Genomic DNA, 20,187 nt, shown 5'->3' with positions numbered 1-20,187 from the left:
GGATTTCATAATAGAAAGGCTTTATACAACAAAAATTAGTAATTTTGTCTAAATATGAATAATTTTTTAAAAATTTATTTAATTTATCTGAAGGAGGAAATAGGTAATCTTTCATTAAGCTATCCACAATAAGCTTTTGGATGAATTCAATGTTGAGGAAAAAAATATACCCACAACAAGATTGTGGGAAAATGCTCTTGGGCATGGGGTACCGCCAGCAAACACTGGATTATAATGATTTAATGCACAAAACTCCCCATTAGTTGAAAATGACGATACAATGTTAGTGGAATAATTATATTAGATAAAAAGGAGGTCGTTTCCATGAATATTTTAATTTTGGGTGCAACTGGACGAGTTGGGGGTCAATTAGTTATTTATGGTCTGCAAGACAATCATCATGTTACGGTTTTAGTTCGCACTCCAGAGAAGATTGCTATAAACAATGCCAATTTAACCATCATTCAAGGTAATGTTTTAAATAAAGATGATATCGTACGCGCCATGCATGGAATTGATGTAGTGATTAGTGCACTTAATACAGATGGGACAACGACTTTATCAGAAAGTATGCCACTAATTATCGAAGCTATGGAAAACGAAGGTATACAACGAATTATTACCATTGGAACGGCAGGTATCCTCCAAAGTAGAACAATCCCAAATTCTTTGCGTTATCAGACAAGTGAATCAAAGCAGAAGTCTACCCGTGCAGCGAAAGAACATCATGAAGTTTTCGATTTGCTTAAACAATCAACACTTCAATGGACAATTGTCTGTCCTACGTATTTGCCGGATGGAAAAAGAGTTGGTATATATCGTATAGAAGGCGACTTTTTGCCGGAGGATGGGGTTGAAATATCCGTTCCGGATACAGCAGAATTTGCATTTAGCCAAATAAAAAGTAACGATTTTTTAAAAGCACGTGTAGGCATCGCCTACTAAAAATTCCAATATGCATTAATCCGCTTCGAAGTTAAATCGTATAGAAAGCCGGTTCAATTTTCTTCGTCAATGAACACAGTCAGGTGAACCATTGCCAGGAATATTTTCCGGTTTTTTTTGGGCGAAGATTTTGCCTGTACCTTGTTCATGACCATCTATTCCTTCGTGCTATATTCCCTTTCCAAAAATAGCCACATTCTGCCGGTCAGGAACAAATGCTTTCCCGTTCCATTTCAATACGGTCTGTACATATCCCAGTGAGTCGGCATTGTACCTCCCGGCGATCCTCTGATACGCTTCGAGCTCATATATGCCATCCCTATTGAAATCAACCGGATATAAACCAGATAAAGGATTGACCCATCCTTCAATCGGCGCCTTCAATATACCATCCTTGTTATAAATTTCAGATAAATATTCCTGATCATTATAAGTCAGGTCAAGAATGTACCTTTCTTTTAGGTAATGACTGTTCACCTTCACTTTGTATTGGTTTTCATAATGAACATCGTATTGAAAGGATTCATTGAATGAATCTGAATTAAAAATGGTCATGAGTTGACCGTTAAGGTAGGAAAAAACATACGCATAAATGGAACCCCCGCTTCCTCCTGTATCAATGACCACTAAAATGTCATCCCCCTCATTACTTGTAAAATCACCAAGAAAAAGAGTCGGATTATATCCTGTGTCATTTTTCATGGGAACTTGTTCATATTGATTAGTCCTCCCATTTTGGATAACCAAGGTTATATTCCTCCAAAAGGGACTATCAGGGGTTTTGTTTGCGGTAAGAAAAACATTGTCCTTTGTCCCGTCCCCATCAATATCTCCCTGTTTTGAGGTCACTATGACTGTTCTGTTGGAGATCATTTGTCTTGAAAGAACGGTTTGGAGGTTCAATTGCATGACTAGCAGTTCCTGTTTGGAAGGATAAGGATTCTGAAACGACAAGGCATTATCTATCGTTTTCAGTGCTTCATTTGTTAATCCGGCCTTACTTTGGGTCTCAGCCAAACAGTACCAATAATAAGGATGATTCGTTTCTTGTATTTTTGTGTAATAGTAATGAATCGCATTTCTGATGTCATACATATCCAACTTCATCCCACCTGCCTCTTTATTTTCCATATAGAATTATATGCAGGAACTTTGTGAGTAGCCTTTAGTACATAGCTATGTCCTTTTCAAATATAGCGCCATAATTATCAATGATTTCGGGCATAATACCTTTTTATTAACATATTCGCTTGCATATAATTATGTAATTTGCTATTATAACTGACGAACGTTCGTTAAATTATGAGGTGATATTATTGAAAAGTAATGAAATTAAGGAAGCCGCTCTAAAATATTTCACGATTCATGGTTATGAAGGAGCTTCGCTTTCTCAAATAGCTGAAGAAGTCGGCATGAAAAAGCAATCCATTTACGCTCATTTTAAAGGCAAGGATGATCTTTTCCTGCAAGTTTTACGTGATGCGAAAGAGACGGAGCTATCGTCGAAGCTCCAATATTTCCGTAAAGTTGATTCAAAAAATCCTGAAAAAGATTTATACGGATTCCTTCAATTGGTCATCGACCTTTTCCAAAAAAATGAGCATATAAAGTTTTGGCTGCGTATGTCCTTTTTTCCGCCAGCGCATCTTGAAAAAGAAATCGGGCAGGAAGTGATCGATATCGAGGAAAAGGTGCAGGCGATCCTGGAATGTAAATTCCATGATTGGATCAATGCCAAATTAATCGTCGAAGATGAAGCCATAACTCCGACCTATGCATTCTTGGGAGTCGTGGATTCCATTTTGCTTGAGCTTGTATACGGCAATGATGAGAAACGGCTGAATGATAAATTATCGGCCTCCTGGAAAGTGTTTTGGAGGGGTATTTCGCAAAAATGATTCACAAAGAAAGTGGTGTTAAAACATGAATAAACCAATTAAAGATCAAAAGGCGGTATTAATTATTCTTCTAAGCAATATATTCATTGCTTTTCTGGGAATAGGACTCATCATCCCCGTTATGCCGTCATTTATGAATATCATGCATTTATCCGGAAGCACGATGGGCTATCTGGTTGCCGTATTTGCGGTTTCACAGCTTGTCATGTCTCCTTTCGCAGGTCGTTGGGTTGACCGTTACGGCAGAAAGAAAATCATCATCATCGGCTTATTCCTTTTTGGTGTTTCTGAACTAATCTTCGGTGTAGGGACAAATGTGTCGGTGTTTTATTTATCTAGGATCCTAGGCGGAATCAGTGCCGCCTTTATCATGCCTGGTGTTACTGCATATGTTGCGGACATTACATCCGTTCAAGAAAGGCCAAAAGCAATGGGCTATATTTCAGCCGCCATTAGCTTGGGATTTATAATAGGACCAGGAATCGGTGGCTTTGTTGCAGAATATGGTATACGCTTGCCCTTCTTCCTTGCGGCGGGCATTGCTTTTATAGCTTGCCTTTCATCAATATTCATTTTAAAAGAACCGATGACAAAGGAACAGCTTGCAAAAGTTTCTGCTAATACAAAGCAAACGAACTTTATCGGCGATTTAAAAAAATCTCTGAATCCGCTTTACTTCATTGCGTTCATCATTGTATTTGTTCTCGCTTTTGGTTTGTCAGCCTATGAAACGGTTTTTAGCCTATTTTCTGATCATAAATTCGGCTTCACGCCGAAGGATATTGCCATTATCATTACAATAAGCTCTATTTTCGGAGTTGTTGTACAGGTATTCATGTTTGGAAAGCTGGTAGATATTCTCGGCGAAAAGAAGCTTATCCAATTATGTTTAATCGTCGGGGCCATTTTTGCGGTAGCATCCACTATGATTTCCAGCTTTTTGGCAGTACTAGTGGTAACTTGCTTCATATTCCTTGCATTTGACCTGCTTCGTCCGGCATTGACGACATTTTTATCAAAAGCTGCCGGAAAAGAACAAGGATTCGTTGCTGGAATGAACTCCACCTATACGAGCTTAGGGAATATCGCCGGGCCATCCATGGGAGGATTGCTTTTTGACGTAAACATCCACTACCCTTATCTTTTCGCTGCTGTCATTATCGTCATTGGCCTTGGCATTACAGTCATTTGGAAAGAAAACCGATTGACAGAAAGCTTAGTAAAATAATGAAAGTCCTGGATTGTTAATCCGTATCTTTCCTTTCTATCTGGCAAATTCTCAAACTTGAAAAATGATATTCTACTAAAAACCCCCCTTGTCCATATCTGGGCAGGGGGGGTTTTTTAGTAATCTTTTTGTAAACGGGATTATTACTCCCATTTTGCTCACGATAACCGCTCCAAATTGATTTTGAATATATATCGATCAGCCCGGTAGACAGATCTGACAACCGCAAGTGGTTGATTCGTTTCAAGGGTAATTCTTCGATCTATCAGCAATACAGGGGAACCTTCAGCTACCCCGAGCATTTCCGCCTCTTTTTTTTGAGCGATGGCGGCTTCAATTACCTGTCTGCCATGCTGGATTTTTAAGCCGAACTTTTTTTCAACATAATCATGAATGGCACTTACAGCTATTTCTTCCGTAAGGTCCAGGGCATGATCTTTACGGATGTATAGCTTTTCATATGCCATCGGCAACCGATCAGCAAGCCTTACACGTTCCAGTTCGAAAATAGCAGTTCCTGCTTCAACCTCAAGATTTGCAGCAAGTTCATGATCTGCCTTGACCTCAGTAAAGCTGATAACTCGCGTACTTGGTTTAAGTCCTCTTGAAATCATATCCTCTGTAAAGTTAGTCAGACCTTGCAAAGGCGGCTCCGATTTTTGTTCGGCAACAAAGGTTCCTTTTCCGCGCTGTCTGTATAAATAACCGCCATTCACGAGGTTAGAAATGGCCTGTCTCACCGTCATCCTGCTTATGCCATATTTTTCAGTGTATTCTTTTTCTGAAGGAATCATCTCTCCTGGCACCAATTCAAGACTTTGAATCGCTCCTTTAATCTCCTCTTCAAGTTGATGATAAATGGGACTCGGAGAACTCTTTTGGATCATTCAGCTTACATCTTCCTTTCATCGTGATGTATATTTTTACAAGGCATCCTGATCGGAAACATCTCAAGCTAAAACTTAGGTTCGTTGATTTTATCCATTTTATTAGGCCCACATTTAGGTATCCACATTCCTTTTTGTGAATTTCAGTACCGATTCCCTTGAACGTTCAATTTCGTTTTTATTTTCATTATAGTATTTAGAAACATACGCATAGAAAATAATGCTGACCGTTAGAAATTGGGCAAATAGCGAACTTGTTGCAGCACTTCGGAATTTAGCCTCCGGTGCACGGACATGATTTAGTGACATATCAACTTTTTTAGTTAGTCCATTATTCCCCAATCGCGATAAACCAATTGTTTTAATGCCATATGCTTTAGCAATATCAACGAGTTCCAGAATTTCTTCAGTTTCGCCACTATTGGATATACAGAAAAAAACGGTATTCTTTGATGATGCAGCAAGTGCAGTGGCCGTAATATGCGGGTCTTGATTGGCACTTACAATCTTTCCTAACCGTAACCATTTCTGTGTAATATCTTCAGCAACGAGCCATGATGCCCCTAAGCCATAGACATAAATCACGTCTGCACTCCTCATGGTTTCAATGATATTGTCAAGAACGGCCTCATCCAAATAATGTGCCGTTTCTTGTATGGCCTGGACAGAGTTGGACACAATTTTATTTTTAATCGATGCTATTGTTTCATTAGGCTCAATGTCATGGAAACCTTTTTTCTCCGGCTGGGAAATCAGGGATGATAGGGATACCTTCAGTTCTGAAAAACTATTAACTTTTATGGAATGACAGAACCTCGTTACTGCCGAACTGCTTGCGTTGGCATGGTCGGCCAATTCATGTATCGTCATTCTTACTATATCTTTGGGATTTTCTAAAATATATTGTGCAATTTTCTTTTCTGATTTGGGCAATTGGTTCAATAAACTTTCAATTCTCAATATAATATTTTCGCCGTGCATATGATTTACTCTCCTTGATCTACTTACTTTAAATGCTTCATTGCTATGTAGTAACAACCCAAGGTAGCTGATACGTCTTCTAAAACAAATTTCACATTTGGGTTTTCAAGTTTAATATGATTGATGAATGAGCTTTGCACCAATGGTACATTAGACAATATGCTACCTTTTAATGCAATTGTAACATTCTCGCACAACTTTAACTTCTTGATAACCTCAAGCGTTTGTTTTGCAAGGTGGTACCCGGCCTGATTCAGAATATTTTGCGAGAAGCCATCCCCCTTCTCCGCATGTTGGACTATTAGGGGAACAAACGCGGCTATCTCGGATTTCGTGGCAGAATAAATGAATTTCTTCAGTTCCATTACATTAACATAGCCAAGTTTTTTCAGTATCGACTCGGTTAAATGGCTATATTCATACCCTTCATCCTCTTCTTGCGTCATTCTTATAAAAGCCTGCATGGCGATCCAATAGCCACTTCCTTCATCCCCAAGAATGTGTCCCCATCCACCAGCCGATTTCTCGATTCCTTCATGGATGCCGATACTTACAGATCCCGTTCCGGATATGGTCAAAATGCCATCATTTCCTTTTAGCAAAGCAGCATGAGCGATAATTGCATCATTTACAATGGTGAACGGCACCTTAAATGCCTTGCTTAATGCACTTTTTATGCCCTGCGGATTTTCAACTCCTCCATACCCGGCTAATCCTAAACAAATGTATAGGCAGCTGCCATCATCAATAGGAGTCATGGTTTGTTCAATTGCCTGTATAATGTTAGCGGTGGCTTGTTTTTCATTAATAAGCAGGTTTCCAAACCCCGCTCTGCCTTCACTAATTTTATTACCATCCATATCATAAGCCACTGCTTCAGTTTTGGTCCCTCCGCCGTCAACACCGATAATATAATTCATGTCATTCTCCTATTCAGTAAAAAAGGAAGGAATATCACCGTTCCTTCCCTGATCCATTAATATTGAATTGGAATTTCCCCCATGGTTCCAAATAATCGAGGAGAAAAATCTCCTCTTCTGCTATTCGGCCTACTACATTCGTTTTCCCCGAATTCTTCATTTCCTTCAATGCAATCTGCAATTCCCCTTTATATTGTCCATAGAGCTCGTTTTCAATTAATATATCACCGCGTCTAATATCAGGCGTATATGTTGGTTTAAATTCTTCGCTCTTATATTTCACTCGTGATTGAGTCGAGCGAATTAGATAATCGGAAACATCTCCACGGTAAAAATGGAATTCTTCCAATACTATTTTTTTCTCCAAATCTGTTATGGTTTCGTGAAGGTTAACATTAAATGTTAACAGACCGCTGTTTAACAAGCTAAGCTGTTTCAATTCATCTTCAGATGCGTAAGCATTTGCTATGATTACATCATCAATCAATCCTGTTGCATACAAATGTTTCGCTTGTGTTGTAATCGGTAATTCCCGGTGCATTTCCAAGGTACATAATCCTTCCATTATAGGCCAAGGTCCGTACGTTGCTGCATGTGAGCTTATGAAAGCTGCCGTGCGGATATTATGCTTTTTGAATGACTCACAGCATTTAATGAAATGTGGATAGCTCAATCCTGCATAGCGATGGGGATAGAAGTTGTGCGATCCAACTAAATGTTCTATATTTGGTTTGTAATCCATGATATTTTCTAGATACTTCGTTGCATTACTCATGTTTATTTCAATTTTTAGACCATATGGATTATGTGTCATGATCGACTCTTCGTTGCCTGTAAAACCCATGTCCAGCCTGATTCCATACGCGCCTAATTCTGCAAAGAATGATAAGTCATTATACGAAATGCCTAGTGAACCGAATACTCGGGGAGCAATATCGACCATCACTTCCATATTCAATTGATTGGCATAATGAATCGTTTCTTTAAATTCTTTTAAAATCTTCTCTTTGTCTCCTTCTACAGAAAGCAAGCAAGTAAAGATCTTTTTGAAGCCATATTTGTGTGCAAGTGCAATGTATTCCATGTCTTTTTCAACGGTTGAATGCTCTGGATAGATAGATATACCGAGTTTACCCATTTTCAATCACCTCTTTACTGTTGTGGGGCTAGCTTTTTTACTATGCGAATCATGTGTTCTATTAGTTTTTGTTCGCTCATTGCAGTCATCAAGTGATCTTGAGCATGAATCATCAATAAAGTTTTCTCACTTGGAACTCCATTCAATTCTGCTTGAATGAGCTTGGTTTGTGTCTTATGGGCACTGTTCAATTCTTCCTGGCCTTGTTTAATTAGTTCCTCTGCCTTTTCAAAATTAAATTCTTCCGCTTCTTTCAGTGCTTCGAATGCTAATCCTCTTGCATTTCCACTATGTGATATTATTTCAAAAATTTCCATTTCGTTATTGTTCAGTTCAGTTGACATATCATTACACTCCCATTTATGTTAGATTATGAAGGTTCATTGGATTTCTGTAATCCAGATTCACTAGTTAAAACACCATTCACTTGATGTTCGGAACAGCACTTTCACTGAAGAATCGCGGTAAGTATTCTTCATGCGCTTTTAAAAGTTTTTGTAAAACCATTTCCGCCAGGTCATCACTTGGGATGAGCGGGTTGATCGTTAAAGCCAATAACGCTTTATCATAAGAACCTGTAACGGCTGCCTCAGCACCAATTCTCTCAAATGATTTGATTTGTTGGATCAAGCCATGCACTTGTACGGGTAATTTACCGATAGCCAAAGGAATTGGTCCATTCTTTGTGACGATACAGCTTACTTCGACTGCTGAATCATAATCAATATCAGTAAGCGATCCTTTGTTTTGTACATTTAGCACTTGAATGTCTTTTTTATCATTATAAATAGAAGAAATGACGTTACATGCTGCATCACTATAGTAAGCTCCACCGCGCTGCTCTAGTTGTGGAGGCTTGATGTCAAGGGTTTCATCCTTGTATAGGTCAAATAAACCTTCTTCTAATTTTTTCACAACTTCAGCTCGGGTTTTCCCTGATTTGAATGCTTCCAACTCTTCTTCTAAAATCGTTTTTGTTTTGTAATAATACCGATGGTACGGGCAAGGCACCACTCCTAAAGATTTCAAAAACCTTCTGTTCCAAGCCAATGGGGCAATATTCTTCATTGTCAGCTGAATTTCAGGATTGCCAAGCATTTCAAGCACTTTATCTGTTACTTCTTGATCATCAACGAACACATGCATCCCGAATACCATGTGGTTTAAACCGGCGAAATCTATGTGCACTCTCTTCATATCGACACCAAGCATGCTAGAAATAGACATATGCATATTAAATGGAACATTGCATACTCCAATGACTTTTTTATGTTTACTGTAGCGGAGCAGGGCTTCCGTTACCATCCCCGCTGGATTTGTGAAGTTAATTAACCATGCTTCAGGGCAGAGCTCCTCCATTTCTTCTGCAATTTCCAGAAGTATGGGTATCGTTCGTAATGCCTTGGACAATCCTCCTGCCCCATTTGTTTCTTGACCAATTAATCCTAATTCCAACGGGATCCTCTCGTCCTTGATTCGTGCATCAAGTAAACCCACTCTCATTTGAGTTGTGACAAAATCAGCATCTTGCAAGGCTTGACGGCGGTCTAACGTTAGATGTATTTCCATTGGAAGTCCTGCTTTTTCAACCATCCGTTTTGCCAAGGTTCCTACAATCTCCAGTTTTTCTTTTCCTGCCTCAATATCCACTAACCACAGTTCCCTAATAGGCAACTCATCATATCGTTTTATAAATCCTTCTATTAATTCTGGCGTATAACTGGAGCCTCCACCGATTGTGGCAATCTTCAGCCCTTTTTCCATTTCCATTTCCCCAACACCTCATCGTAAGCTAATCTGGATTCTTCATTCATTTATAGATTATTGCATAACAAACCAGTGCACTTACCGCTAATAAAGACAAGAATAATAGCGTTGCTTGTTTCTTGTTTTTAAACTTACCTTCAACAAAACAAACAACCATCGTCAATCCTGCGCTTATGGCAAAGGTATTTCCTAAGTACAGTGATAATTGTTTATTTATCTCAAAGGCATCCATTAATCCGTTAAAGATAAAATTAAAAACAAGAATGAAGCCAAAAAATAGAAAGGCACTTTTGTAACTAAAAAAGTGAATTCTGGATGTTGAATTCATGTCCTTTCCTCCTCTCAATTTATAAAAGGAGTTTGGAGCATTAGTCCCAAACTCCCTTTTAGTTATTCCTTATAAAGCGATATTTTTATTATCCGTTGTTTCTACCATGTTTTCCTGTGCTAAAAGCTTTTTATCGTACATCTTAAAGAATGGCAGATATATAAGGACCGAAATGGTTAAATTCACCATCACGAGAACAATGGCTCTCCAATCCCCGCCCGTTGAAAGGTAGGCACCTATTGGAGCGGGCAATGTCCAAGGAACCATTACATATGTCGGGTTCACAAGTCCGATGGACGTTGCTATATATGCAAGTGTTGCTCCAATCAGCGGTGTAATGATGAATGGAATAATCAGTACCGGGTTTAGTACAATCGGCATCCCAAAGATAACAGGTTCATTGATGTTAAAAATGCTCGGCACAATTGTTGCTTTCCCCATTGCTTTACTATAGCTGGACTTCGCCGTTAAGAGCATGGCTATTACTAATCCCAATGTTGCACCAGATCCACCAATCCAAATAAACCATTGGAAGAATGTTTCAGGTGCTATGTGGGGAATTGCCTTTCCAGCTGCAACTGCTGCCGAGTTATTCCCCAAGTATACTTCCCATACCGGACGAGCTACGGCACCTACTACCGATACGCCGTGAATACCAAATGACCAGAAGAATGTAATCAAAAATACTGGAATTAATACACCTGGCAATGTATCGCCAGCACTGATGAGCGGTGCAACCGCTTTATCAACAAGTGAATGTAAATCAACAGCAAAAACGACTGTAATTAAAGTCATGACAAGCAGGACAATTGAAACTGGAATTAATGCTTCAAATGAGCGGGCTACTGAAGTTGGAACAGAATCCGGCATTTTAATCGTGATATTTTTTATTTTACAAAAACGTAGAATTTCGACAGCAAAAATGGATACAAGCATTCCTACAAAAAGGCCATGGCCACCGAGATTTGTCATTGGCAAAACAAACCCCACATCATCCATCATTTTTACACCAATTGTGAACAAGAAGGCTGCCAATGATAGTAAACCTCCAGATAGCGGATCAAGTTTATAGCTTTGAGATAAGCTGTAGCCAATACCAAAAGTAATATATAGCGTCATGATAAACATCGTTAATCGATATGGAATTAAAATTTCAGCTATATGTTTTGCAGACCATTCACCTAATGCAGTATCTGCTGCAACGGGCGGAAATGCAATGATCAAGAATAAACTGCCAAAGATGATGAATGGTAACGCGGAAACCACACCATCCCTAATTGCGCGTAAATGCTTTTGCTCAGACAATTTAGCCATAGGTGTTGAAAGATTATTTTCTAAAAAAGCTACAAACTTGTCCATTCGTGTTTTCCCCTTTTACGTTTAGTGATAAGAATAGTGGTCAGTTTATTATTTTACTAGTTCCGTTACAAGTTTAAGTAGCTTAGGTCCGCCAAGAGGGCTGTAGGCTTGAGCTGGAATGGCTTCACATGGGACGCCCGCTTCATCTGCAGAAGCCTTAAAGCCGTCGAAACGATGTTTGACTTGCGGAGCTACCATCGCAACATCCCAGCCATTTCGTACTTCTGCATCGAATTCTTGTGTGCCGACCGCCAATACTTCTATGTTTATACCCTGTTTTTCCCCTTCCTTTTTTAAAGCGCTTACAACGATTGCACTGGACATTCCACCTGAACATACGAATAATACCTTCATTATTTGTTCCTCCAATTTTTTGATTTTTTTTTATAAAAAGCGTTAAATCGTTTTTCTTATGAATCCTTGTGCCTTCACTAAACGATTTGACGCTTCTTCATATGATACATTCGTTAAAATCATGACAATGGCGATTTTAGGCTGGGCATGTGCCTTTTCTAAAAATTCATCTGCAATTTCATAGCTGCAGTCAGTAGCATCCATGATAATACGTTTTGCACGTTCAACCAGCTTTTCATTAGTTAACTGTAAATCTACCATTAAATTCCCATAAACTTTTCCAACTCCAACCATTGAGGCGGTGGAAAGCATATTGCATACTAACTTTTGCGATGTTCCAGCTTTTAAACGTGTAGAACCCGTCAGGACTTCAGGCCCATTTACCACTTCAATCGCAACTTTTGCAATCTTACCTATTTCGGAACCTTTGTTACAGCTTATCGACACAGTTCCTGCACCAACTTGATTGGCATATTCCAATCCAGCAATAACATATGGAGTGCGTCCACTAGCTGCAATGCCCACTACGACGTCCCTGTTTGTCAATTCGATTTTCTTCAAATCTTCAGGACCTAATTCAAAACTGTCTTCAGCACCTTCAACCGCCTTAATGAAAGCCTTTTCCCCACCAGCTATGAGACCCACTACTTCACTCGGATCGGTATTGAATGTCGGGGGACATTCTACTGCATCCAATAAACCGATGCGCCCGCTTGTTCCTGCACCCATGTAAATTAATCTGCCGTTTTTATTCATGGCTTCAACGATCATGTCCACAGCTTTAGAAATTTGCGGAAGTTCTTTTTTTACACAATGGGCAACTTTAATGTCTTCTTCGTTCATCACTTCTAAAAATTCAAGAGTTCCCATTTCATCTAAACTCATGGTCTTTTCATTACGACTCTCTGTCGTTAAATGCTCTAGCATACATATCATCCTTTTTTATTTCAGTGGTGAGGTGAAACTTTATTAGCTAAAGAGACTATATCACTATTAAAATTTAATTTCAATATTGTATATACATTTTTAAAATTTAATTTTAAAATAAAAGTAAGATAACTAATTGATTGTTATCTTTCTGCTAAAAATAAAAAATGTAAACCGAGTAGCCATTTAGTGAACCAAACCTACGATTCTTTTTATTGTTAGATCTTATCTCACTATTCATAGATGACAAATTCATATATTCATTATTTGTTAACGCTTACAAATAATTAAATATAAATATTAGTAATGAAATGAGGTTGTACTATTGATGCATGAAAGAATTACAAAGAAAAAATTGGGTTCATTGGCACTAGCCGCTTTGGTGGGAGGATCACTTCTCCTTCCAGCTGATTTGATTGCAAATGCAGAATCAGGGACAATCCCGCAAGCAACCACTTATGTAAAACAGGAACTGCGGGCAACTTGGATTGCAAGTGTGTTAAATATTGACTGGCCGTCCAAACCTGGTTTATCCATATCAGCACAGAAAGAAGAATTCATAAAATATTTGGATGAACAAAAAGCGATGGGGATGAATGCTGTCGTTATGCAAATCAAACCCACTGCGGATGCTTTTTATCCTTCTGAATACGGTCTTTGGTCAAAATATTTAACAGGGGTCCAAGGAAAAGATCCTGGGTATGACCCTCTTGCATTCATGGTAGAAGCGGCACATGATCGTAATATGGAATTCCATGCGTGGTTTAATCCGTACCGCATTACGATGCCTTTAGGTAAAACAGCTGAACTAGCGGATATTGATAATCTTCCAGAATCTCATCCTGCTAGAAAGCATCCGGATTGGGTCATACCATATGGACAGCAATTGTACTTTGACCCAGGCATTCCTGGCGTACAACGGTTTGTGATCGATGGAATATTGGAAGTTGTTAAGAATTATGATATCGATGCAGTCCATATGGACGATTATTTCTATCCTTACAAGATTGCAGGAGTACCTTTCCCAGATGATATTTCCTATCAAAAATATGGAGCAGATAGATTTACAAATGTTGAAGATTGGCGCAGGGATAATGTAAATAACCTTGTTAAGAATATAAACGAAGAAATCAAGGAAGAAAAATCTTTTGTGAAGTTTGGTATAAGTCCATTTGGAGTTTGGCGCAACAAAGCAGTTGATCCCACAGGTTCTGATACTGCCGCTGGACAAACGAATTATGATGATTTATATGCAGATACCCGAACATGGATCAATAATGGATACATTGATTATATTGCCCCTCAATTATATTGGAATATAGGATTGCCAGTAGCTGACTATGCTAAACTTCTAGATTGGTGGACAAAAGAAGTCGCAGGAAAAAATGTTCAACTCTATATTGGACAGGGAGACTATAAAATTAATACAGAGTCCAATGGTGTGCAAAACTGGTTCAACCCTGAAGAAATGCCCAACCAGTTAAAACTGAATCGAACATATAAGGAATTTGATGGAAGCATGCATTTCAGTGCCAAGGATTTACGGAAAAACCCTCTTGGGATAGCGGATCGCTTAAGCGAGGATATTTATAAGCATCCCGCATTGGTTCCAGCCATGCCTTGGATTGATGATCATGCACCAAAGGCCCCAAAGGTGAGCAAGGCCACACAATCAGGAGATGGGATACAATTCGAAATTCAAGATCATAAGCAATCAGATGCAACCTATTATGCCATTTATCGTTTTGATGGGAAGAAAAAAGGAAACATTGAAGATTCAACGAACTTACTTGCCACAGTGCATAAGGAAAATACAAGTCAATTGTTTAATGACGGCAGTGTAGAAAAAGGAAAGACTTACACATATGTTGTGACAGCATTGGACCGCACCCACAATGAAAGCAAACAAACTAAACAGATTGATATAAAAGTACAATGATCTTCAAGAAATAGCATTATAGTTTAAAAGGCCCTTCTCAGTGAACAATGGACGTAAAGCAACCATAAACAATATATTGGAAAAGGTTTTATCTTAATAGCATACACTGTTGTATATTATGCTATATCAGGATGAAAAAAGAATCGAAGTAGGTGGAATGACGATGTACATAGTTGGATTAATGTCAGGAACATCACTGGATGGAATTGATGCCGCACTCGTTCGGGTGAATAAAAGTGGACTCGAAACTGAAATCGAAATGATTGAGTTCATGACATGCCCGTTTCCAAAAGAAATTGAAAAAGAAATTATGCAGTCTTTATCTGCAGATACATCCAATGTGCAGTTAATATGCAGTTTGAATTTTAAATTAGGGAAATTATTTGCCAATGCCGTAAAGGAAGTTTGTCATAAAGCTGGACTTCCCATTAATAAACTTGATCTTATTGGATCCCATGGACAAACCATTTACCACCAGCCTTTAAAAGAACAAAATTATATACCCTCCACTTTGCAAATTGGGGAAGCTGCAGTAATTGCTCACGATACAAACACACTTGTAATCTCTAATTTCCGGACGATGGACATGGCTGCTGGTGGACAAGGAGCTCCTCTTGTTCCTTTTACCGAATACATTCTTTATAGAAGTGAAGCAAAGGGACGATTACTTCAAAACATAGGTGGCATTGGAAATGTAACCGTCTTACCCAAGCAAGCATCTTTGGATGACATGTACGCTTTTGATACAGGGCCTGGGAATATGATCATTGATGAAGTATGCCGCCAATTGTTCAATATAAGCTATGACGAAGGTGGAAACATAGCTAAACAAGGACAAATCAATGACGAACTTTTATCTTATTGTATCAGTCATCCTTATATTATGAGCCCTCCACCTAAATCAACCGGCAGGGAATTGTTTGGAAAGCAATATGTAGTAAAACTATTAAAGATGTTTGAATCGCTTCCAAACCAAGATATTTTGGCAACAGTAACGATGTTTACAGCAAAGTCCATTGTGGAAAACTATCGAAATTTCATCTTTCCAAAAACCAGTATTGAAGAAGTGATCATTGGCGGCGGTGGCAGCTATAACAAAACGTTATTAAACATGATTCAATCACTGCTTGGAAATTCTATTCGAGTTTTGACTCAAGAAGAGTTGGGATACTCTTCTGAAGCGAAAGAAGCGGTGGCCTTTGCATTACTTGCAAATGAGACTTTCCATGGTCATACAAGTAACGTTCCCATGGCTACCGGTGCTGACTTCGATGTCATCCTTGGAAACATGACCTTTCCTCCTTCCTATCTGAAGGGACGTAAAATTGCATTTTAACCATTGAAAAAGAGTGGAAGGCACATCGATAATTGATGTGCCTTCCACTCTTTTTTTGCCTTAAGAATCATGGCGGACCCTTCTGTTTTTTTACTTGCCAAGCTGCATGGAGACATACTTCACTTCTAAATATTCATCCATGCCGTAGTGTCCGCCTTCCCTGCCTATACCGCTTTCCTTCATGCCTCCAAATGGCGCTTGTGCAGTGGATGGGGCACTGTCATTAATACCGACAATCCCATATTCAAGTGCTTCCGAGTAGGCAACCGCCTTATTAAGTGACTCGGTATACACATAAGCTGCCAAGCCAAAATTCGTGTTATTGGCTCGATCTATCGCTTCTTGATCGGTTTTGAATGTACTGACTGGCGCAATTGGCCCAAACGTTTCTTCCTGCATGCACAGCATATCATCCGTTACATTGGAAAGTATGGCTGGTGCTATGAAATGGCCTTGTTTTTCATCGACTCTTGAGGTGTTATGGAGGATGGCGCCCTTACTTGCAGCATCCTCCAACTGAAGCCGAACCTTTTTAACTGCAGCTCCATCTATCAATGGACCAAGATCGGCTCCTTCCATTCCATTTCCAACCTTCAAAGCTAAAACAGCTTGTTCGAAAGCTTGTAAAAACGGCTGTTCAATTGTCTCATGGACGAATATCCTGTTCGCACAAATACATGTTTGTCCAGCATTCCTGAATTTCGATTGAATCAAACCATTTACTGCTTCTTCGATATTCGCATCCTCAGCAATGATGAACGGAGCCAATCCACCGAGTTCAAGCGAGACTTTTTTCACTGTTTCTGCCGCCTTTTTCATTAAATGTTTCCCTACTGGAGTGGAGCCGGTAAATGTGATCTTCTTAACACGTGAATCATTCATCCACACGTCTGATACATCTCCCGGTTTTTGTGTAGTTACAATATTTATCACACCAGCCGGAATGCCCGCTTCATGAGCACTTTCAACCAATAGCAAAGCGGTCAAAGGCGTTTGTTCCGCGGGTTTTATGACCACGGTACATCCCGCAGCAAGAGCTGGCGCCACTTTTCTCGTGATCATGGCAGCAGGAAAATTCCACGGGGTAATGGCAGCAATGACACCGACTGCCTGCTTTTGCACTAAAATACGCTTTGATGCAACGGAGGCTGGTATGATTTCCCCATAGTTGCGCTTTGCTTCTTCAGCGTACCATTTCACGAAACTTGAGGCGTACTTCATTTCACCTTTTGCCTCTGCCAATGGCTTTCCTTGTTCCAGGGTCATGATCGTTGCGATTTCATCCAGCCTGTTCTCAATGATGGTATACCATTTCTCAAGTAATTCCGCCCTATGGTATGCACTCGTTTTCGACCAAGTCAGAAAAGCAGCTTGAGCTGCATCCACAGCAGCCTTTGCCTCTTTTTCGTTAGCGTCCGGAACATAGCCCACATGCTCCAATGTTGCTGGATTTTCCACTACAAAGTGACTTTCTGTATGAATAGGTGCGCCATTAATATAAATTGGCCATTTTTCCACTACTTTTTTCATGATGCTTTACTCTCCTCTTCTTCTCCATGATCTGTAAAAGTCTTATCATTCTCTCCTTTGAAAAAGTCCTTGCCATATAATAGGGCACATAATAGAATGCCTGCAGCAAACGCCATGCCAGCACCTTTTATAACAAGGATGGCAGCAACGACACCTGCAATTCCGAGGTCGCGTTGGCTCTTCGCCTGCATCACGCCTACGCGTACGCTAACATATCCTTGAACCAAAAGCGTCAAGGCCAAGGCGACACCGAGAATGGGTTCCACCAGGCTGACTACCGGCAATAAGAATAACCCTGTATTCGTACCCCAACGGAACGAGCCGGCACCGCCGAAGAAAGAATTCATGGCTTTCTTGCCATTCTTGAACCGTTCCACAACCACGACCTGCATGGCTGCCCACAACGGACCGCACATTGTTATATCAGGTCCGATAAAACTCATGATCACATTTCGGCCGCCAAAAATTAAATGGGCTCTGTTTGGATTGTAGTCCACCTTTTCATCTTCCCTGACCTCATCGGATTCAGAAAGCAGCGCTTTTGTTTTGAGCACATCTCCGAATACGACTAAATAAGTAGCAAAAACAGCTGGAATCGCACTTAAAAAGAAGGTCAAGGCAGGAAAACCTAAACCGAAAACAGTATAGTCTGACCATAGCGTAGCAAAATCCGGACTGCTGAATCCCCATTGGATATCAGGCCATTTTGCTTCTCCAAAAATTGGGGCTACAAAGACCGCGAGCAAAATTGCCGGCAATATCCCTAAATTCCCTATGAATACCCAAACTTTATTTCGCATTTTCAATTTTCCAAAACTTTTCGAAAAAAGCAGATAAAAAGCAAAGCCGATACAAATGCTAATTGTATAAGGAAATAAATCAAACTTTCCACCCACTTCAAAAATGGAAACGACAGCACCAATACCCGCCCCTAAAATAATGCCTGATTTGATTGCATTCGGCACTAGTCGCACGACCTTACTGGCAAGTCCGGTCATTCCTAGCAATATCGATAAAATACCTAATGTTAATTGAAACGCAACGAGTGCATAGACCCGATCAGGCCCCTCCGGAAATTGCCCGACGAACAATACAAGCAATGGAACCGCAGGTGTAATCCAACCTGGTATAACCGGGTCCCCGAGTAAATGATGCGCCAAGTATAATAATCCATTCAAGACAACGACGGCTAGAGCCACATCAAAAGGCATACCAAGATGATCTGCAAGCAGTGTAATCGCTCCAAGATCAACTGCACACATCAATAACCCTTGAACATAGTCAGGCCACTCAAAACGATAATGGACAAATGGCAGTCTAATTTTAAAAGGTCCCGCAGGTATATACGATGTCTCTTCTCCATAGCGACGGTTTTTCCATTTCATAATGTTTCCTCCACTTAAAAGCCATAGGCTGAACGGTAAATTTTTTCGATATCCCGGACGTTTAATGCACGGGGATTATTGCGAAGTAAACGGACTTGTTTGATGGCCTCGGCAGCCATTTCACTTAAAGCCGATTCAGGAATCTCAAATTCACTTAGTGACTCTGGTATATCAACATAGCGACAAATTCTGGTCATCGCTTCTATCGCTTTATCCGCTGCCTCATCATCATTTAAATGATTGACTTTCTCTCCAAGTGCTTCAGCAATGTCGCGAAACCTTTCCAAACAGGCAATTTTATTCCACTTCATGACAAATGGCAGTAATAATGAATTGCTGACTCCATGTGATAAATGGAAGCGGCCTCCAAGCGGATAAGCTAAGGCATGAACAGCTCCAACACCTGCATTGCCAAAAGCTAACCCTGCCATTAGGCTTCCAGTGATCATCGCTTCCCGAGCTTCCAGATTATCTGGCGCAGCATAAGCCTTAGGTAAATTTTTTGCGATTAACTTCATGGCCCCAATTGCCAATGCATCTGTAACGGGCGAAGCAAATTTGGAAATATAGGCCTCGACCGCATGAACAAGTGCATCCACTCCACTCGCAGCAGTCACACTTGGCGGGCAAGTTAGCGTCATGACGGGTGATACAATCGCTACATCCGGTAAAAGGTACGGACTTACGATTCCCTTCTTTACCTGTTCTTTTTTGTCCGATAAAATCGAAATATTCGTCACTTCTGACCCGGTCCCTGCCGTCGTGGGTATCGCTATTAAAGGGAGACCTGGAACTTCAATCAAGTTCGTACCGAAATAGGTCTCGATGCTGCCTGAATTCGTAGCCATGACGGAAGAGGCTTTTGCAATATCAATCGCACTTCCACCGCCTACCGCAATCAGTCCATCATGTTTTCCGTCCTTGATTGTCCGTACACAATTCTCAACGATTTCAATTTCCGGTTCTGGATTCACATCCGAGAATATACCGTATGCTGATGAAAGTAAATCCTCAACCCTTTGTACAACCCCGGCACCCACTAAAACTTTATCTGTAACGATCAACGGATTCCTCATCCCTAATCGCGTAGCCTCATCAGTCAGCTGCTGTAAAGAGTCTGCTCCTGTCACCAATTTGTTAGCCATAGAAAATATAGAAATATTCATGGTTATCTCCCCTTTCATGTTTTTACTAATGCAGGAATCATGCCAAAGTGAAAACGCTTAATTCATAAGGGAGAAACCCTTTTTTTCATGTGTTACCGG

Annotated in this window: 19 protein-coding genes; 5 read left to right on the top strand and 14 right to left on the bottom strand. The window is 40.0% G+C overall.

Annotation, left to right across the window (positions count from 1 at the left end; all coding sequences use genetic code 11):
- Positions 1 to 324: 324 nt before the first annotated feature.
- Positions 325 to 945, top strand: coding sequence for an NAD(P)-dependent oxidoreductase (locus AC2YHV_RS12530; protein ID WP_145504762.1), 621 nt, complete (start codon positions 325 to 327; stop codon positions 943 to 945).
- Between the two features lie 168 nt (positions 946 to 1,113).
- Here the strand turns inward: AC2YHV_RS12530 and AC2YHV_RS12525 are convergent, their stop codons facing one another.
- Positions 1,114 to 1,854 (bottom strand): VCBS repeat-containing protein, encoded by a 741-nt coding sequence (locus AC2YHV_RS12525; protein ID WP_487373334.1) that lies wholly within the window; start codon positions 1,852 to 1,854, stop codon positions 1,114 to 1,116.
- 407 nt (positions 1,855 to 2,261) lie between these two features.
- Between AC2YHV_RS12525 and AC2YHV_RS12520 the strand changes: the two genes are divergently transcribed.
- Together AC2YHV_RS12520 and AC2YHV_RS12515 are read left to right on the top strand one after the other, a co-directional pair.
- Positions 2,262 to 2,843, top strand: coding sequence for a TetR/AcrR family transcriptional regulator (locus AC2YHV_RS12520; protein WP_095679382.1), 582 nt, complete (start codon positions 2,262 to 2,264; stop codon positions 2,841 to 2,843).
- A gap of 25 nt (positions 2,844 to 2,868) precedes the next feature.
- Positions 2,869 to 4,071, top strand: coding sequence for an MFS transporter (locus AC2YHV_RS12515; protein WP_487373316.1), 1,203 nt, complete (start codon positions 2,869 to 2,871; stop codon positions 4,069 to 4,071).
- A gap of 158 nt (positions 4,072 to 4,229) precedes the next feature.
- On the opposite strand, the gene AC2YHV_RS12510 is transcribed toward AC2YHV_RS12515, so the two are convergent.
- The 10 genes from AC2YHV_RS12510 to murQ form a co-directional block, all read right to left on the bottom strand.
- The gene (locus tag AC2YHV_RS12510; RefSeq protein ID WP_487373314.1) at positions 4,230 to 4,958 is read right to left on the bottom strand and encodes a GntR family transcriptional regulator; all 729 of its coding nucleotides are present in this window, start codon (positions 4,956 to 4,958) and stop codon (positions 4,230 to 4,232) included.
- Positions 4,959 to 5,072: 114 nt separating this feature from the next.
- A complete protein-coding gene (locus AC2YHV_RS12505; protein WP_054400352.1) occupies positions 5,073 to 5,939 on the bottom strand; it encodes a MurR/RpiR family transcriptional regulator in 867 nt (288 codons plus the stop codon).
- 23 nt (positions 5,940 to 5,962) lie between these two features.
- The gene (locus AC2YHV_RS12500) at positions 5,963 to 6,859 is read right to left on the bottom strand and encodes an N-acetylglucosamine kinase (protein WP_487373312.1); all 897 of its coding nucleotides are present in this window, start codon (positions 6,857 to 6,859) and stop codon (positions 5,963 to 5,965) included.
- Positions 6,860 to 6,893: 34 nt separating this feature from the next.
- On the bottom strand, positions 6,894 to 7,997 hold the full coding sequence (locus AC2YHV_RS12495) for a DUF871 domain-containing protein (RefSeq protein ID WP_427524503.1): 1,104 nt from the start codon (positions 7,995 to 7,997) through the stop codon (positions 6,894 to 6,896).
- A 14-nt stretch (positions 7,998 to 8,011) separates the two neighbouring features.
- Positions 8,012 to 8,341: a PTS lactose/cellobiose transporter subunit IIA gene (locus AC2YHV_RS12490; RefSeq protein WP_487373310.1), complete on the bottom strand. Its 330-nt coding sequence runs from the start codon at positions 8,339 to 8,341 to the stop codon at positions 8,012 to 8,014.
- A 79-nt stretch (positions 8,342 to 8,420) separates the two neighbouring features.
- Entirely contained in the window at positions 8,421 to 9,767 is a 1,347-nt protein-coding gene (locus tag AC2YHV_RS12485; RefSeq protein WP_427524500.1) for a 6-phospho-beta-glucosidase, read from the bottom strand.
- 40 nt (positions 9,768 to 9,807) lie between these two features.
- Positions 9,808 to 10,092 carry a hypothetical protein gene (locus AC2YHV_RS12480; protein WP_057277887.1) on the bottom strand — a complete coding sequence of 95 codons (285 nt, stop codon included), beginning with the start codon at positions 10,090 to 10,092 and terminating at the stop codon, positions 9,808 to 9,810.
- Positions 10,093 to 10,161: 69 nt separating this feature from the next.
- A complete protein-coding gene (locus AC2YHV_RS12475; RefSeq protein WP_487373309.1) occupies positions 10,162 to 11,451 on the bottom strand; it encodes a PTS sugar transporter subunit IIC in 1,290 nt (429 codons plus the stop codon).
- 48 nt (positions 11,452 to 11,499) lie between these two features.
- On the bottom strand, positions 11,500 to 11,805 hold the full coding sequence (locus AC2YHV_RS12470; protein ID WP_063575833.1) for a PTS sugar transporter subunit IIB: 306 nt from the start codon (positions 11,803 to 11,805) through the stop codon (positions 11,500 to 11,502).
- Positions 11,806 to 11,847: 42 nt separating this feature from the next.
- Positions 11,848 to 12,732 carry an N-acetylmuramic acid 6-phosphate etherase gene (gene murQ, locus AC2YHV_RS12465; RefSeq protein ID WP_063575832.1) on the bottom strand — a complete coding sequence of 295 codons (885 nt, stop codon included), beginning with the start codon at positions 12,730 to 12,732 and terminating at the stop codon, positions 11,848 to 11,850.
- Between the two features lie 328 nt (positions 12,733 to 13,060).
- Between murQ and AC2YHV_RS12460 the strand changes: the two genes are divergently transcribed.
- Both AC2YHV_RS12460 and anmK read left to right on the top strand, forming a co-directional pair.
- Positions 13,061 to 14,671 carry a glycoside hydrolase family 10-like protein gene (locus tag AC2YHV_RS12460; protein ID WP_487373308.1) on the top strand — a complete coding sequence of 537 codons (1,611 nt, stop codon included), beginning with the start codon at positions 13,061 to 13,063 and terminating at the stop codon, positions 14,669 to 14,671.
- Positions 14,672 to 14,834: 163 nt separating this feature from the next.
- On the top strand, positions 14,835 to 16,007 hold the full coding sequence (anmK, locus tag AC2YHV_RS12455) for an anhydro-N-acetylmuramic acid kinase AnmK (protein ID WP_283930894.1): 1,173 nt from the start codon (positions 14,835 to 14,837) through the stop codon (positions 16,005 to 16,007).
- 90 nt (positions 16,008 to 16,097) lie between these two features.
- On the opposite strand, the gene AC2YHV_RS12450 is transcribed toward anmK, so the two are convergent.
- From AC2YHV_RS12450 to AC2YHV_RS12440, 3 genes are read right to left on the bottom strand one after another with little or no spacing between them, the layout of a single operon-like run.
- Complete coding sequence (locus AC2YHV_RS12450) at positions 16,098 to 17,537, bottom strand: NAD-dependent succinate-semialdehyde dehydrogenase (RefSeq protein ID WP_400448181.1); 1,440 nt, start codon at positions 17,535 to 17,537, stop codon at positions 16,098 to 16,100.
- Entirely contained in the window at positions 17,534 to 18,922 is a 1,389-nt protein-coding gene (locus AC2YHV_RS12445) for a solute carrier family 23 protein (protein WP_063575828.1), read from the bottom strand. Before AC2YHV_RS12445 ends, AC2YHV_RS12450 begins: the two co-directional genes overlap by 4 nt.
- Positions 18,923 to 18,936: 14 nt before the next feature.
- Positions 18,937 to 20,088 (bottom strand): iron-containing alcohol dehydrogenase, encoded by a 1,152-nt coding sequence (locus tag AC2YHV_RS12440; protein ID WP_487373307.1) that lies wholly within the window; start codon positions 20,086 to 20,088, stop codon positions 18,937 to 18,939.
- Positions 20,089 to 20,187: the final 99 nt, after the last annotated feature.

Source organism: Peribacillus sp. SRI_006 (assembly GCF_057586375.1).
This window is presented reverse-complemented; position numbering and strand designations above follow the sequence as displayed.

What these genes read in the sequence shown, in the direction of transcription:
- AC2YHV_RS12530 (WP_145504762.1), top strand. Translation starts at nt 325, where the DNA reads ATGAATATTTTAATTTTGGGTGCAACTGGACGAGTTGGGGGTCAATTA.
- AC2YHV_RS12525 (WP_487373334.1), bottom strand. Translation starts at nt 1,854, where the DNA reads ATGCAATTGAACCTCCAAACCGTTCTTTCAAGACAAATGATCTCCAAC.
- AC2YHV_RS12515 (WP_487373316.1), top strand. Translation starts at nt 2,869, where the DNA reads ATGAATAAACCAATTAAAGATCAAAAGGCGGTATTAATTATTCTTCTA.
- AC2YHV_RS12510 (WP_487373314.1), bottom strand. Translation starts at nt 4,958, where the DNA reads ATGATCCAAAAGAGTTCTCCGAGTCCCATTTATCATCAACTTGAAGAG.
- AC2YHV_RS12505 (WP_054400352.1), bottom strand. Translation starts at nt 5,939, where the DNA reads ATGCACGGCGAAAATATTATATTGAGAATTGAAAGTTTATTGAACCAA.
- AC2YHV_RS12500 (WP_487373312.1), bottom strand. Translation starts at nt 6,859, where the DNA reads ATGAATTATATTATCGGTGTTGACGGCGGAGGGACCAAAACTGAAGCA.
- AC2YHV_RS12495 (WP_427524503.1), bottom strand. Translation starts at nt 7,997, where the DNA reads ATGGGTAAACTCGGTATATCTATCTATCCAGAGCATTCAACCGTTGAA.
- AC2YHV_RS12490 (WP_487373310.1), bottom strand. Translation starts at nt 8,341, where the DNA reads ATGTCAACTGAACTGAACAATAACGAAATGGAAATTTTTGAAATAATA.
- AC2YHV_RS12485 (WP_427524500.1), bottom strand. Translation starts at nt 9,767, where the DNA reads ATGGAAATGGAAAAAGGGCTGAAGATTGCCACAATCGGTGGAGGCTCC.
- AC2YHV_RS12480 (WP_057277887.1), bottom strand. Translation starts at nt 10,092, where the DNA reads ATGAATTCAACATCCAGAATTCACTTTTTTAGTTACAAAAGTGCCTTT.
- AC2YHV_RS12475 (WP_487373309.1), bottom strand. Translation starts at nt 11,451, where the DNA reads ATGGACAAGTTTGTAGCTTTTTTAGAAAATAATCTTTCAACACCTATG.
- AC2YHV_RS12470 (WP_063575833.1), bottom strand. Translation starts at nt 11,805, where the DNA reads ATGAAGGTATTATTCGTATGTTCAGGTGGAATGTCCAGTGCAATCGTT.
- murQ (WP_063575832.1), bottom strand. Translation starts at nt 12,732, where the DNA reads ATGCTAGAGCATTTAACGACAGAGAGTCGTAATGAAAAGACCATGAGT.
- AC2YHV_RS12460 (WP_487373308.1), top strand. Translation starts at nt 13,061, where the DNA reads ATGCATGAAAGAATTACAAAGAAAAAATTGGGTTCATTGGCACTAGCC.
- anmK (WP_283930894.1), top strand. Translation starts at nt 14,835, where the DNA reads ATGTACATAGTTGGATTAATGTCAGGAACATCACTGGATGGAATTGAT.
- AC2YHV_RS12450 (WP_400448181.1), bottom strand. Translation starts at nt 17,537, where the DNA reads ATGAAAAAAGTAGTGGAAAAATGGCCAATTTATATTAATGGCGCACCT.
- AC2YHV_RS12445 (WP_063575828.1), bottom strand. Translation starts at nt 18,922, where the DNA reads ATGAAATGGAAAAACCGTCGCTATGGAGAAGAGACATCGTATATACCT.
- AC2YHV_RS12440 (WP_487373307.1), bottom strand. Translation starts at nt 20,088, where the DNA reads ATGAATATTTCTATATTTTCTATGGCTAACAAATTGGTGACAGGAGCA.